The 13,408-nt window shown below is 35.9% G+C and carries 21 protein-coding genes; 13 read left to right on the plus strand and 8 right to left on the minus strand.

Annotation, left to right across the window (positions count from 1 at the left end; translation table 11 throughout):
- Window positions 1–17 precede the first annotated feature (17 nt).
- From BMW36_RS02245 to BMW36_RS02255, 3 genes are read right to left on the minus strand one after another with little or no spacing between them, the layout of a single operon-like run.
- A complete protein-coding gene (locus tag BMW36_RS02245) occupies window positions 18–1,088 on the minus strand; it encodes a M24 family metallopeptidase (protein ID WP_089738542.1) in 1,071 nt (356 codons plus the stop codon).
- Entirely contained in the window at window positions 1,085–1,537 is a 453-nt protein-coding gene (gene aroQ / locus BMW36_RS02250) for a type II 3-dehydroquinate dehydratase (protein WP_089738544.1), read from the minus strand. The genes BMW36_RS02245 and aroQ overlap by 4 nt, the downstream gene beginning before the upstream one ends.
- A 51-nt stretch (window positions 1,538–1,588) precedes the next feature.
- Window positions 1,589–2,080 (minus strand): YqhR family membrane protein, encoded by a 492-nt coding sequence (locus BMW36_RS02255; RefSeq protein ID WP_089738546.1) that lies wholly within the window; start codon window positions 2,078–2,080, stop codon window positions 1,589–1,591.
- A gap of 257 nt (window positions 2,081–2,337) precedes the next feature.
- On the opposite strand from BMW36_RS02255, the gene BMW36_RS02260 reads away from it, so the two are divergent.
- A complete protein-coding gene (locus BMW36_RS02260; RefSeq protein ID WP_089738547.1) occupies window positions 2,338–2,727 on the plus strand; it encodes an SA1362 family protein in 390 nt (129 codons plus the stop codon).
- On the opposite strand, the gene BMW36_RS02265 is transcribed toward BMW36_RS02260, so the two are convergent.
- Complete coding sequence (locus BMW36_RS02265) at window positions 2,724–3,623, minus strand: patatin-like phospholipase family protein (protein WP_089738550.1); 900 nt, start codon at window positions 3,621–3,623, stop codon at window positions 2,724–2,726. The genes BMW36_RS02260 and BMW36_RS02265 overlap by 4 nt on opposite strands.
- 72 nt (window positions 3,624–3,695) lie before the next feature.
- Window positions 3,696–4,121, minus strand: coding sequence for a transcriptional regulator MntR (gene mntR / locus BMW36_RS02270; RefSeq protein ID WP_089738553.1), 426 nt, complete (start codon window positions 4,119–4,121; stop codon window positions 3,696–3,698).
- 215 nt (window positions 4,122–4,336) lie between these two features.
- On the opposite strand from mntR, the gene BMW36_RS02275 reads away from it, so the two are divergent.
- From BMW36_RS02275 to BMW36_RS02285, 3 genes are all read left to right on the plus strand, one after another.
- Window positions 4,337–4,732: a rhodanese-like domain-containing protein gene (locus BMW36_RS02275; protein ID WP_089738555.1), complete on the plus strand. Its 396-nt coding sequence runs from the start codon at window positions 4,337–4,339 to the stop codon at window positions 4,730–4,732.
- Between the two features lie 103 nt (window positions 4,733–4,835).
- A complete protein-coding gene (locus BMW36_RS02280; RefSeq protein WP_089738557.1) occupies window positions 4,836–6,467 on the plus strand; it encodes a DEAD/DEAH box helicase in 1,632 nt (543 codons plus the stop codon).
- Complete coding sequence (locus BMW36_RS02285; protein WP_089738559.1) at window positions 6,464–7,261, plus strand: YqhG family protein; 798 nt, start codon at window positions 6,464–6,466, stop codon at window positions 7,259–7,261. Before BMW36_RS02280 ends, BMW36_RS02285 begins: the two co-directional genes overlap by 4 nt.
- A 44-nt stretch (window positions 7,262–7,305) precedes the next feature.
- On the opposite strand, the gene BMW36_RS02290 is transcribed toward BMW36_RS02285, so the two are convergent.
- Together BMW36_RS02290 and BMW36_RS02295 are read right to left on the minus strand one after the other, a co-directional pair.
- Window positions 7,306–7,488 carry a YqzE family protein gene (locus tag BMW36_RS02290; RefSeq protein ID WP_089738561.1) on the minus strand — a complete coding sequence of 61 codons (183 nt, stop codon included), beginning with the start codon at window positions 7,486–7,488 and terminating at the stop codon, window positions 7,306–7,308.
- A 58-nt stretch (window positions 7,489–7,546) separates the two neighbouring features.
- The gene (locus BMW36_RS02295) at window positions 7,547–8,044 is read right to left on the minus strand and encodes a shikimate kinase (RefSeq protein ID WP_089738563.1); all 498 of its coding nucleotides are present in this window, start codon (window positions 8,042–8,044) and stop codon (window positions 7,547–7,549) included.
- 104 nt (window positions 8,045–8,148) lie between these two features.
- On the opposite strand from BMW36_RS02295, the gene comGA reads away from it, so the two are divergent.
- The 8 genes from comGA (at window position 8,149) to BMW36_RS02335 (ending at window position 12,373) form a co-directional block, all read left to right on the plus strand.
- Window positions 8,149–9,138 (plus strand): competence type IV pilus ATPase ComGA, encoded by a 990-nt coding sequence (comGA, locus tag BMW36_RS02300; protein WP_089738566.1) that lies wholly within the window; start codon window positions 8,149–8,151, stop codon window positions 9,136–9,138.
- Complete coding sequence (locus tag BMW36_RS02305) at window positions 9,107–10,162, plus strand: type II secretion system F family protein (RefSeq protein ID WP_245711563.1); 1,056 nt, start codon at window positions 9,107–9,109, stop codon at window positions 10,160–10,162. The genes comGA and BMW36_RS02305 overlap by 32 nt, the downstream gene beginning before the upstream one ends.
- A gap of 16 nt (window positions 10,163–10,178) precedes the next feature.
- Complete coding sequence (comGC, locus tag BMW36_RS02310; protein WP_089738570.1) at window positions 10,179–10,496, plus strand: competence type IV pilus major pilin ComGC; 318 nt, start codon at window positions 10,179–10,181, stop codon at window positions 10,494–10,496.
- On the plus strand, window positions 10,429–10,929 hold the full coding sequence (locus tag BMW36_RS02315) for a prepilin-type N-terminal cleavage/methylation domain-containing protein (RefSeq protein ID WP_089738572.1): 501 nt from the start codon (window positions 10,429–10,431) through the stop codon (window positions 10,927–10,929). Before comGC ends, BMW36_RS02315 begins: the two co-directional genes overlap by 68 nt.
- A gap of 19 nt (window positions 10,930–10,948) precedes the next feature.
- Window positions 10,949–11,242, plus strand: a complete 294-nt coding sequence (locus BMW36_RS02320; RefSeq protein WP_089738575.1) for a hypothetical protein — start codon at window positions 10,949–10,951, stop codon at window positions 11,240–11,242.
- A complete protein-coding gene (locus BMW36_RS02325) occupies window positions 11,199–11,648 on the plus strand; it encodes a competence type IV pilus minor pilin ComGF (RefSeq protein ID WP_089738577.1) in 450 nt (149 codons plus the stop codon). Before BMW36_RS02320 ends, BMW36_RS02325 begins: the two co-directional genes overlap by 44 nt.
- A complete protein-coding gene (locus BMW36_RS02330; RefSeq protein ID WP_089738579.1) occupies window positions 11,623–12,003 on the plus strand; it encodes a hypothetical protein in 381 nt (126 codons plus the stop codon). The genes BMW36_RS02325 and BMW36_RS02330 overlap by 26 nt, the downstream gene beginning before the upstream one ends.
- A 127-nt stretch (window positions 12,004–12,130) precedes the next feature.
- Window positions 12,131–12,373 (plus strand): DUF2626 domain-containing protein, encoded by a 243-nt coding sequence (locus tag BMW36_RS02335; RefSeq protein WP_089738581.1) that lies wholly within the window; start codon window positions 12,131–12,133, stop codon window positions 12,371–12,373.
- A gap of 61 nt (window positions 12,374–12,434) precedes the next feature.
- Here the strand turns inward: BMW36_RS02335 and BMW36_RS02340 are convergent, their stop codons facing one another.
- Window positions 12,435–13,061 carry an MBL fold metallo-hydrolase gene (locus BMW36_RS02340; RefSeq protein WP_089738583.1) on the minus strand — a complete coding sequence of 209 codons (627 nt, stop codon included), beginning with the start codon at window positions 13,059–13,061 and terminating at the stop codon, window positions 12,435–12,437.
- 161 nt (window positions 13,062–13,222) lie between these two features.
- Here BMW36_RS02340 and BMW36_RS02345 point away from each other — a divergent pair, with 161 nt between their 5' ends.
- Complete coding sequence (locus tag BMW36_RS02345) at window positions 13,223–13,405, plus strand: DUF2759 family protein (protein ID WP_089738585.1); 183 nt, start codon at window positions 13,223–13,225, stop codon at window positions 13,403–13,405.
- The last annotated feature ends 3 nt before the right edge of the window (window positions 13,406–13,408 follow it).

The raw sequence follows: 13,408 nt of genomic DNA on the forward strand, positions 1-13,408 counted from the left end.
TTTGTATGTAAAGAAAACTATGAAACAGGAATTGTAATTAATTCCTTCGGTGCGTGTGTCAACCGTTCGTTTCCGTTTTCTGTAATAAATATGTCATCTTCAATTCTGCATCCACCTGTTTCAGGAACATATATCCCTGGTTCTACTGTTACCACCATACCTTGTCTTAACACTTCATCCGATCGGAATGAAAGGCCTGGGGATTCATGAACTTCTAATCCAAGACCATGACCTGTGGAATGACCGAAGTATTCACCATATCCTTTACTTTTTATATAATCTCTTGTTAATGCATCCGCTTCTTTCGCAGACATACCTGGTTTAATTCCAGCCACACCCCTTTTTTGGGCTTCTAAGACAACATCATAAATTGTATGTAATTCTTCAGAAATTTCTCCAACAGCAACTGTCCGGGTTATATCAGAACAATACCCTTGGTATAAGGCGCCAAAATCCATTGTCACAAGCTCCCCGGCTTTTATTTCTTTTGATGAAGCAACACCGTGAGGTAATGCGGACCGGAAACCTGAGGCAACAATTATGTCAAAGCTTGAAGATTGTGCACCTAGTTTTCTCATATGGAACTCCAGTTCATTTGCAACATCGATTTCTTTCACACCGGGCTTAATATAATTCAGAATGTGTTCAAATGTACGGTCAACAATATTACAAGCTTCCTTTAATATATTAATCTCATCTTCTGTTTTAATCAAGCGGATTTTTTCAATGATTGGCCCTGTCGGAATAAAATCCGTATCAATTTTTGCCTGGAATTGTTCATATCCTTCATAAGATAAAGTTGATTTTTCGAATCCGACAGACTGGATTTGATTTTCTTTAACAATACTACCAACAACATTAGGAATTGGTTCCTTATGCTCGATAATTGTAAAACCTTTTACTTGTTCCTGTGCCTGCTGCGTATACCTGAAGTCTGTAATAAAATAGGCTTTATCCATTGTTATTAATGCAGCACCGGCTGTTCCAGTGAATCCCGTAATATACCGTCTGTTAACAGAACTCGTTACAAGCATTGCCTCTATTTTTTCTTCTATTAACAACTCACGCAACTGGTCAATTCTATTCACACTTTTCCTCTCCCTTCAGCGGATAGCTGCAAAAAGTAAGCAGCGGCTAATTGATAACCTTTTATTCCTAGACCCACAATTTGCCCTGCACAGACAGGGGCAAGTATGGATGTATGACGGAATTCCTCTCTTGCATGAACATTCGATATATGTACTTCAACTACTGGAATATTAATAGAACTGATAGCATCCCTCAATGCTATACTTGTATGGGTATAAGCACCAGGGTTAAAAATGATTCCGTCGACTACACCCTCTGCTTCATGTATCCATTCAATGAGTTGACCTTCATGGTTGGATTGATGTGCAGTTAAAGAATGGCCTGCTCTGTTAAGTGTTTCCTCAACACTTTTCACAACATCTTCCAGAGTTTCATGGCCATACACATCAGGTTCCCGTTTACCGAGTCGGTTTAAATTCGGTCCATTTAACAATAAAATATTCCCCATATTTTCACCATCCTTACCAAAACAAATTCAGTACTATTATCATAACATAATTTATCCGGTGTTATCATCTTTCAGTTGCTGGTCATATGCAAATGAAATAGAATAACTAATAAAAACGCTATAAATAATAAGTAAGCAAATGGTTGTTACGATGGTATCACTGTCCAACATATAAAATACAGGAATATTTGGAAAGATGGGCTCAAACAGCCAGAAAATAAGAAACCATAAAACAAAGCCTATTATTACACCGACCCATATACCCTGTACTTTCTTTAAAGTTATATAGTACAGTAATGCCAGTAAGATAGAGAGCAAACTTAATACAAGAATGGAAATAAGTTGTCCTAACCACTGATCCGTCCAGCTGGTTTGCAGCCATGACCTTAAAACAAATGTTTTTGGGGAAACAGCAGTAAAATTAAAATAGGCCGTAATACTAGCGACCAGACTCCAAATCAATCCCCCAAAAAACCCAATACTTATAACTTTAGGGATCATAACTTGTCCAATCGGCCCTTTATTTTTTCTTCGGTATCTCATCATCATCACCTCTTTCTGTAGAGTAACCAAAAAAAATAAAAATCATGCTATTTTGGAAACAAATCTAGCCAATTTCAATAAAATTTATTAAAATAGTGTTAAGAAATTGTAAGGTTAACCAATTTAAAGCGGTTTCATAAATGATGTCCACTTAATTTTTCATGAATTTACTATTTCCTGTATAATTACCTTTTAGTTTCGGGTATAACTATGTAACAAGATCAATGTTCGTTGCATCATTGAAAGGAGGAAAACAAATGTCAAGAAATTTCATGACTTGGCTGGTTTACGGGTTAATTGGCTTAGCGGTTATTGGTTTTACCGCTTCTCTGTTTACTGATACAATTGGTTTATTAAAGAACCTGTTTATCGCTGTTCTGACAGGTGCTCTGATTTTTGCTTTAGTATACTTTCTGTTTATGAGAAAAAGGACGACAAATGAATTAAAAAAATATCGAAAAGCTGTCAAACAATCGAAGCAAAAATATAAAACAAATCAGCATATAACACCTATCTCTAAAACAACGAAGGCAACGAAACCAATCCAAAAAATTAAAACGAAGCATAAAGAAAGAAAAGATATTCCCCATTTACGCGTAATTGAAGGGAATAATAATAAAAAACGAAAAAACAGAGCATCCCTTTAAGCTCTGTTTTTCCATTTTGTCAGAAACTTTTTTGTTCTTTTATATCCATAGACAATTAAATCTGCCCGCTTATTTGTTGGTATATCAAAATCCGTAGCTTCTACTTCATCCACAGGGAAAAATAAAATCTGATCAGCAATATTCTTATGAATATACCTTTGATCTGTTGCTCTTCTCATTGTCGAAATCATTGCTTTTAACAAATCAACTGAATTATTAATTTGCTTCATATTGGAAAATGGAGTTGGACTGGTAAGCTGCATTCCCAGGATTGGCCGCTCTTTCCTGCCACTGGTGTTTTCAAATATCCATATAGGAAAATTGCTCAATATCATCCCGTCTACTATAAGACTTTTTTGTTTTGTTAACGGATTTAATATATTGGAAGGGCGAAAAAAGTAAGGAATGGAAATACTGCTTCTAAGTGCTTTACTGATCGAGTAAGAGGAAGGATTAATATGGTATGCTGTCATTAGATCATCAGGAAAGACAATCACGCGGTTCAAAGTTATGTCTGCCGCCACAATTTTCAATCGTTCTAACCCTATATCTGAAAATGTATAAATTCCTTTATCTTTTAACAGCCTTTCTATCCATTGTTCAAACTTCCCGCCGCGGTATAACCCCATTGTTTTATAGAGAGTTACCCATTTTAGAAATGGCAAGGCAGAACTAAGTCGCGACTGATCCTGAAATTGAGTAATTTCTATTTCCAAAAACAGTTCTTTTATTTCTTTTGCCCGGTAACCTGCAGCAATCAAAGCAGCAAGCAGTGCACCTGCTGAAGTTCCTGCCACACGCTCGAAATATATGTTCTCTTCTTCTAATGCCTGCAAAGCACCGATAAAGACAAATGCTTTAACCCCGCCTCCTGAGAAAACTCCATCAACCTTCACATACATCATCCTAACATCAGGCTACTGTTTGTAGATATATATACAAAATAAGCCAAACATAGAACGATTCTATTACTCGTTTTTATCACTGATACGCTGGATTTGTTTTAACTGTTCAATTCTGTCATTGTCTTCCTCTAAAAACTGTACTAAATCACCGATTCGATCAATAGAATTCCAGCTTAAATGGTGTTCAATGCCTTCCACATCTGTATAAATATTCTCTTCATTTACACCAATCAGGCGGAGAAACTGCTCTAGCAATTCATGACGGTAAACAAGCCGTTTACCCATTCTTTTGCCTTTTGGCGTAAGAACAAGCCCCTGGTATTTTTCATAATTCAAATACTCATCTTTATCTAACTTCTGAACCATCTTGGTTACAGACGAGGGTTGTACTTGCAATGCTTCAGCAATTGCTGATACTCTTGCATATCCTTTTGTTTCTATTAGTAAATAAATTTGTTCAATGTAATCTTCCATTGTTGGTGTTGGCATAATTATCCTCCATCCATACTGTTGTCTCTGTCCAATCTGCTCATCTTCGTAAATAAAAGCATACAATAGAAAGCAGAATCAGACAAGTACACTCCAGGAATTTTACTTTTTTTGAAACATCCCTTTTAAAAATTTATACATATTTCTTTATTTAGAGCTGAGAAATGGTATAATCCTCTTTAGTAGTATTTTAAATATAAATGGGGGAAATAAGCATGACAGAATTATATATTTTAATAGGGATATTAGTGGTATTTGTCCTCTTTACACTTTATCGTTATTTTAAACAAAAAAAGATATTAAAACCGTTAAATGAAGAAGAGTTCAGAAATGGTTATCGTAAAGCACAGCTAATTGATGTGAGAGAACCAAAAGAATATGATGGCGGTCATATTCTTGGTGCGAGGAATATCCCGTTAACACAATTGAGCCAGCGTTTAACAGAACTTAGAAAAGACCAGCCAGTATATCTGTATTGCCAAAGCGGATCACGGTCTGCTCGTGCAGCTCTCTTACTAAATAAAAAAGGCTATCATCAGCTGTATCATCTCCAGGGCGGCTTTAAAAAATGGTCAGGTAAGATAAAAAAATCCAAAAAGTTAGACTTTTAATAGCTTTCTTTAAAATAATCAGGTTAATCCTGGTTATTTTTTTTATTTCTGTAGAAACTAATTAGAAAAATGACTAAATTCTACTCAAGGTGGTTGATAAATCATGATACCTGTTGAAAAAGATTTAAATTTCGTAGCAAATTTTACTAACATGACTAACAATCCTAATCAGTTAACCACTTGGGAAATGTTCCAGCAATCTTATCAAATAGCAGAAACATTAAAAATTGAATCATTTCATTCATTAGTTTCTATGAATTTTTTACCACATATGAATTTTTTGCCCCATCAGGTTAAATGTGCGGAAAGAGTAATCCAGGATATGAGTGGCAGAGCTCTGCTGGCTGATGAAGTAGGACTCGGGAAAACGATTGAGGCAGGCTTGATTCTAAAAGAGTATTTAATTCGAGGTGTTGTAAAGAAGGTACTAATTTTAGCACCAGCTTCACTGGTCAACCAGTGGGCGATGGAATTAAATCAGAAATTTTATATACCTGCAGTAACTGCAGGCAAAAGAGTTGATTGGGCACATTCCAATATTATTATCGCAACAATGGACCTGGCGAAGCGTGAGCCTCACAGATCCGCTATTTTGGGCCAGGTTTATGATATGGTGATCATTGATGAAGCCCATAAATTAAAAAACCATCAGACAAAGAATTATCAATTTGTTCAGGCCCTGCAGAAAAAATACTTTTTATTGCTGACAGCCACCCCTGTTCAAAATAAACTGACAGACATTTTTAATCTTATCAGTTTATTAAAACCGGGTTATTTGGGAACTTACGAGAATTTTAATAAGAAACATCGTGCTGACCCATACTTGAAACAACTAATTCAGCAGGTAATGATTAGAAACAGACGGGAAGAAACGGGTGTCAATTGGACTGACAGGCATGTTTCTACTATCTGGGTTGATTTTACTGATCAGGAACTTCAGACATATGAGAGAATTGAGGAAAGCTGCCGGGACATTCAAGTTGTCTCATCTATCACTTACAAACGGGAATTCTGCAGCTCCAGAGAAGCATGCTACTTATCGTTGAAAAAATGGATAGAAACAAAAGAAGAACTAAATAATCAGACTACTCTGCTACACCATTTGCTCCGTGATATTGAGCAGCTCCCCCATCACGCTAAAGCGCTAAAACTGATAGAGTTAATAAAGAACCATACTGATGAAAAATTCATAGTCTTTACAGAATACAGAGCAACACAGATTTACCTTCAATGGCTGCTGCAGCAAGAAGGTATTCGAGCAGTTATTTTCCGTGGCGGATTTAAAAAAGGAAAAAGAGACTGGATGCGGCAACTGTTCCATGATCATGCACAGGTAATGATCGCTACGGAAGCAGCTGGGGAAGGTATAAACCTGCAATTTTGCCATAACCTGGTTAATTATGATTTACCATGGAATCCGATGCGTTTAGAACAACGAATTGGCAGGATTCATCGTTACGGCCAGGAAAATGATGTAAAAATATATAATTTAGCCATTCGACATACGATGGAAGAACATGTAATGGAACTGCTTTATAATAAAATACATTTGTTCGAGAACGTTATTGGCCAACTGGATCAGATTCTCGCAAAGCTTGAAATGGATAACCTTGAGTCTGAAATCAGTCAAATATTTAATGAGTCCAGAACATTCGGTGAAACGAAGATTAAACTGGATAATCTTGTCTCAGTGATATCATCTGCAGCAGAAGTTGAAGTTGGTGAATCTATATGAAAATAGAGAATCTGCATCAATTTCTATATCAATTTTTTCAAAGTACCGGCTGCCAACTATCAGAACCTGCTGAAAATGAATTACTAATACAGCTGACAAAAGACCTGGATATCGCTTTAATGAATCGCCCCTTTTACTGGCACTATATGGATAAGATTGGCCAGCAAGGGAATCCAATGTCATTGCATCTTTATACAGGTGAAAGCCAGAATGATCCGGGGAAGGAGTGGATACATTATGGCAGTCCCAGACTTCATCAAATTTTTCAGTATATACAATCACATGCAAAAGTTACCGTACTCTATGAAAAATTGAACAGTCAGGAAAAGACGGCTCTCTATCCATGGCTCGTCGTTAACTTAAAAGTGGAGTATATTGGCAAACAAAAGAAAGAAGAAATTCATTCATTTGGACTTCAGTTAATTAATGGTACGATGATTAGTAATATGATGACCCTGTTACAAGACACAGATTTAGGAGAAATAGTATCTGACTATACTTATACGATCACACCACTTATCAGCCCTTCCAGCGGATTTCAGCGGATTTTCCGGTATTTGGAGGATGGCTTAGCTAAAATGGATCAATCGTGGGTCACTCAGGCAAAGAAAGCACTGGATGAGGAATTAAGTTTACTCGAACATTTTTTTTCTGATAAGGAATCTGATGAAGAACTCTATCAAAACGAGATCATGCGCCTAAAAGAAAGACTAGAGCCAAAGATCAACATGCATATTATCAACGCTGGACTTTTTTATTTAAGTGATCAGGTAATGAACAAAATACTTCATTAAATGGTAAGGAATTAAATAAGGCTAAAACCTGATGGATATCGGTTTTAGCCTTTTCTTTTCTGCCAAAACAGTCTGACAGCAAATGGCAGTACTCCAAACCAGCGATTCGAATAAAATTGTACATCTTTTTCCCTGTCGCTCCGGTCTCTTCTTCGTTCATGTTTAGGAGTATCCATATATTTGACGATCCGCTGGGTAACATATTTTACATAATCATCATTTGCCAATATACTCACATCCTTTTATGAATATAGTTGACCTTTCTGATTGTGGTTATACATAAAGTTACAATTTAATCTGACTAAGTATCTCATTTACGATCATCTCAAGTTCTTTGCCATCAGTAGTGACAACAATATCTGCTACTTCTTTATATTTCGGTGTGCGGTCATTAAGCAGCTTTTGTTTATCTCTTGACTGGTTATTCCAGATAGGTCTTGATTGATCATCGATTAAGCGGCGATTTATTTCATCCCATGATGTTTGCAGGAAAATGACTTTTCCGTTTTCTTTTAACCATTTCCGGTTTTCCTCTTTCTCGATAATGCCGCCGCCTGTTGCGATAATAGCATCATGTACCGGGGTATTTTTAAGAATCGATGACTCGTATTCCCTGAACACCGCTTCCCCTTTTTGCTCAAAAATTTCAGGAATAGTTAATCCGTATTCCTCAACAATTAGTTGATCTGTATCCAGTACTATCTTATTTGTTTCTTCTTTCAACTTTTCAGCGACACTCGTTTTGCCACTCCCCATAAAGCCTACTAAATAGATACTTTGCATAAATTTAAGCCTCCGATATTTTTTTCATTATTTTGCAGGAATTACTAAATGCATGTCGAATAATAATTATTGTAGCACGTTTAAAAAAGGAGGTGAATAATAAATTGAAAGAGCCTGCTCATCATATTATTCTGGATGCAATTAGCCAATCCGCATCAGACATCCATTTCCACCCCACACCTAATGAAGTGGAAATCCACTTCAGAATTAATGGCCAGCGGCACCTATACAAAAAAATTGCGCTCACTAAATATAAAGTTATCTTAGCATATTTCAAGTATACCGGGAAACTGGATATTGGTGAATCACGTCTCCCTCAGCAAGGTTCCTTATCCTTTGAAGAAAATAAGTTAAGTTACTCATTAAGAATCTCCACATTACCTGCCAATTCTCTTGAGAGCCTTGCTATTCGAATTCTTCCGCAAAAAGACATTCAATCCCTTCATGAGTTATTTTTATTTCCCAATCAGTTTAAACAAGTCAGGAAATGTCTCAAAAATAAATCTGGAATTATTCTGCTTACAGGGCCAACAGGATCTGGTAAAACAACAACACTTTATGCCATTCTAAAAAGTTTCATGGAGGATAATAACTATCAGACCATAACATTAGAGGATCCTGTTGAAAAAAGTTTTGCACAGGCCGTGCAAGTACAGATCAATCCGGAATCCGGACTCACTTATGATGAAGGATTAAAAGCTGCATTAAGACATGACCCTGATATTATCATGGTTGGTGAGATTAGAGATCAATCTACTGCCGAGTTTGTATTTCGTGCGGCATATACCGGACACCTCGTTTTATCAACCCTCCATGCAAAAGACACTTTTGGTACCATTCTCCGGCTTTTGGACATGGGAATAAAGAAACTGGAATTAGAGCAAAGCCTCCTTGCTGTTGCTTCCCTCGAATTACTGCCATTACAATTACGGAAATTCAAAAACCAGCGTGCTGCGATAATTGAATTATTAGAAGGAGAAATACTTTCAGAGGCGATTAACAAACAACTATCACCCTTAACAGCCATTGATTTTCAGAAATTAAGGAGGAAAGCTTTTGCATATGGGTATATTAGCGAGGAAAACTGTTTTTAAAAGGAATGCCGGAAAACTTTCCATCCAGAAACAATATAAATTTATGTACAGACTAATACAATTATTAGAACGAAAATACAATCTCCGAGAAGCATTGGAAGTTATTAGCTGGGACAAGGAATTAATCAACATGACGGAAGCAATCAGCCATTCCATGTTTATCGGAAATACTTTTGACAAATCATTAAAAGATGCAGGTTTCCAATCAAATGTTATTAATTTTTTAGCTATATCTGCTCAATATGGCAACCTTTCATATGGTGTAAAACACTGTTGTTATATTCTCAGGCAGCAGATAGATTTAATAAAACGCTTTAAACAACTATCTACGTACCCAATTCTGCTTTTTATCTTCTTTCTCATTATTTTATATGTATTGCGAACATTTATATTCCCTTCATTTCAGTCATTATTAACAGCAGAGGCCTCAACCACATCGGTTTTCTATACCACCTCCCTCATAGTAGATGGTATATTTTACGGGCTGATCACTCTCTTCACTGTTATAACACTTATCTATATTCTTTACCCATACTTAAAAAAACACCTAACTATTGAACAGAAAATTAATATTACTGTAAAACTACCTTTCTGGTGTAAGTACAAAAAAATGCAACTTACTTTCCTTTTCACCACTCATCTTGCTTCTCTTCTTCACTCAGGGCTTAATATTAAAGAATGTCTGCAAGTACTGCGTGAGAGTAATATTGATCCTGTCATCACCCACTATGTAAAAATGATGGACCTTCATTTAAATAAAGGGTTTTCAGCTAACTCCATCCTCCCCATCTTCCAATTATTCGAAAAAGATTTACAAAGTATTATGCAGAAAGATCATAATGTAATACAACTTACAGAAGAATTACACCTTTTCTCAGACCATTTATTAAGAATGATGGAAGAACTACTGCAGAAATGGTTAAAAATACTTCAGCCAGCTCTTTTAATTTTTCTGGCTGTTTTAATCGTATTTGTTTACTTAACAATGATGTTCCCGATGTTTGATTATATACAGACAATATAAGAAATGAGGAAAAACTATGTTAAAAAATGAATCAGGTTTTACATTAATAGAAATGCTAATTGTTCTAGCTGTGATTAGTTTACTGCTCATCTTATTCATTCCTAATCTGGCAGACAAAAATAATTCCATTCAGGACAAGGGGTGTGAAGCGTTGATTGCTTTAGCTGAAAACCAGTTACTGGCATATCACCTTGATGAGAAGGACTCCATTACAACAGCAAAAGATTTAGTTGATGCTGGTTATTTGAAATCTACGGAGTGTGCCAATGGGTCAAAAAAGATTGTCTATCAGAAGGATAGTGATATTCATTTTACACTTGAAGAAACGAATTAATGGATCGGAGAAAGGATTTACAATGATCGAGATAATTATTGTATTGTCAATCGCTGGAACCTTGTTTTTATTGGGAAGAAGCTTTACTGTCAGTACAATTGACCATCAGCAGTTCCGCCATTTCCTTAATCAGTTCAATCAGGATCTGCTTTATTTACAGCAATTGAATCTCACTTCAGCTTCCAGCTACTCTTTAAATTTTGAGCTGGATAAAAATAAGTATCATATCAGATCGACCGGCAGAGGAAAAATTATCTTATCAAGAGATTACCCGGAAGACTGGATAGTTGATCCTAACACATTGAAGCTACCCATTAACTTTTCTCATGAGGGTACCCTTAAACAGCCAGGTACTTTAAAAGTAAAAACCAGTTACTCCACTCACTTTATCACATGTCCTTTTGGAAAAGGGAGGTGTTATTCTGCCAAGTAATAGAGAAGGTGGTTACTTTATGTTAGAAGCGGTGTTAGCAATATTTATTTTCTTTAGTATCCTGTTCACACTGCTTCCACTTATTTATCAATTAAAGCTGGAAAACCAGAAACTATTGGACAGATCGATTGTAACACACCAGTTATACCAAACTCTTATAACAGAAGATATTTCACCTGCCGGTACATATCACGACTGGATTGGTGCCTCTGTTATCCTGACAATTGATTCTGTGCCACCATACAGGAAAGGATGTGCCACATGGACAAATGTTAAAACAAATCCCGAAACAATTTGTCTTTACAGTTACTAATAGGAAAGATGCTGGTTTTACTTTAATCTCATTAATTGTGACTATGGCAATTATAATGACAGTCCTCCTGTTTTCCGCCCAATTGCTCCATACTGCACTCCTGCAAGACAGATCCAGTGACTTTAAAACACTTCAATTTTTTCACTTTTTAGAGGAGGAACTTTTTATGGCCAGTCAATATTATATAGACAATAATAAATTAGTGTTTATTACTGACAGTGATGAGAAAGTTACCTATTCACAATACAATGATGTAATCAGAAGACAAGTGAACGGCAGAGGACATGAAATTATCCTAAGGAACGTAGAAAAGGTGTTAATGAACCGTCTGGAAGGTGAAAAATTACTTCTTATTGTGGAAACAGAAGGTGGGCAGCGGTTTGAGAAAATTCTTGCAGCAATATAAAAAAGAACATGGCTACATCTTTCCGTATATCCTTTTTATCATTACATTACTGTTTTTAATAATAATGCATACAATTAACCAATATGAAGTAAATCAGCAGATATCTTCTCTGGACATTGAACAATACCGCCTTCACACATTGTACCGTATGGCTAATCGGCATTTTGATTTAGAAGAAATAAAGCCAGTAGAAACGACTTATAATTTCCCTGGTGGTAATGTGAAGATTACTTACCAGAACAATATTGGTAAAATAGTATATTATCTGGTAGAAATTACTACATTAGAAGGAAATACTCAGCAAAGGATTATGAGAAAAAAAGCGTTAGAAATAGATGAATTAATTGAAGAGTAAAAGGAAAAGTTATCATCAGGAATAAAAGAGTACCGGAGATCCGGAAAGATGGCCAACAATAATTTACTTTTTTCATTTTGTCGTTTATAATAGTTTTGATACATAGCAGAAAGAAGGAGGGGGAACAATGGATCGTGTTTTTCGTATGCTTTCCTTTTGGACAGGGATTTTTGCAGTAATGTTTTATGTTGGTCATATGGAATCTATGGCATATTTATTCTTAGCTCAAACGATCTTTTTCTTGGGTGTTGGCTTTTTAAAATTGTCTGAAAGAATGTATATTTATTTGTTCGCAGCATATTGTACCGTATTTTTTGTAGGCTTCACGTTCTACTCAAACTTTATTCTTGTTCCTGGATTCGGACATTAATCAATAAAAACGCTCTGATTGTTGATCAGAGCGTTTTTATTGATTTAAAAATCAGATATGTTTAATCCATTGTAATAAACGGGTTATTATGTTTTTCATGATATATGGTGGTAGATGGTCCATGGCCAGGGTAGACTGTAAATGAGTCTGGCAATGAGAACAGTTTTAACCTGATACTTTCCTGAATATCCGAATAGCTTCCCCCAGGCAAATCTGTTCTTCCTATCCCTTCCCGGAATAAACAATCTCCCCCAATGACCATAGAAGACTGTGGAAAAACAAATGCAATACTTCCAGGTGAGTGACCAGGTACATGCAAAACATCTATGGAAAAATTGCCAATCTTTAAATTCCCATCATGTACTTCATGATCTGCTCTTTCACAGATCAGTGGATCCATTCCAAAACGAGCGGACCCATTTAGTTGTGGATCAGTAAGCCAGTCACTTTCAGCTAGATGGATATAAACCGGAATGCTGAATTGGTTTCTTACAGCTTCTAGTGCACCGATATGATCAAAATGAGCATGGGTAAGCAAGATGGCTTTTACTTTCACTCCGAGATTATCTATCATCCCCACTATCTGTGGAGCATCTCCAGAAGGGTCAATAATAATTGCTTCCATGTGATTATGTATAATATAACAATTGGTGTGCAGTGGACCTAATGTCAGTTTTTCTATTTCCATACTTTTATTTATCTCTCCTTTGCGCATAAATACTATCACTTGTAATTATCGATTTTTAATAGACAAAACTTCACTTTTGTTTTAGAATGTAAAGGTGAATAATAATACATATTATAACGTGAATTAGTTGTATTGAAAAGTAAAGTAAGGAGGATTAACTTATGGTACTGGGACTAATTTTATTAGCTGTAGCCATTATTTGTTTGATAGCAATTTTCCGTGAGTTTAAAAGACAAAATATGTTTGGTGCTGCTTTCTCTGCAATCTCTGCATTAGTGTTTGGTTTTTTCTCTATCGCAACACTATACTGGGAACTTATTCGACCACTTATTACAGGTGAATAAAGA

It is taken from the genome of Gracilibacillus ureilyticus, assembly GCF_900111195.1.
Lineage (GTDB): Bacteria > Bacillota > Bacilli > Bacillales > Amphibacillaceae > Gracilibacillus > Gracilibacillus ureilyticus.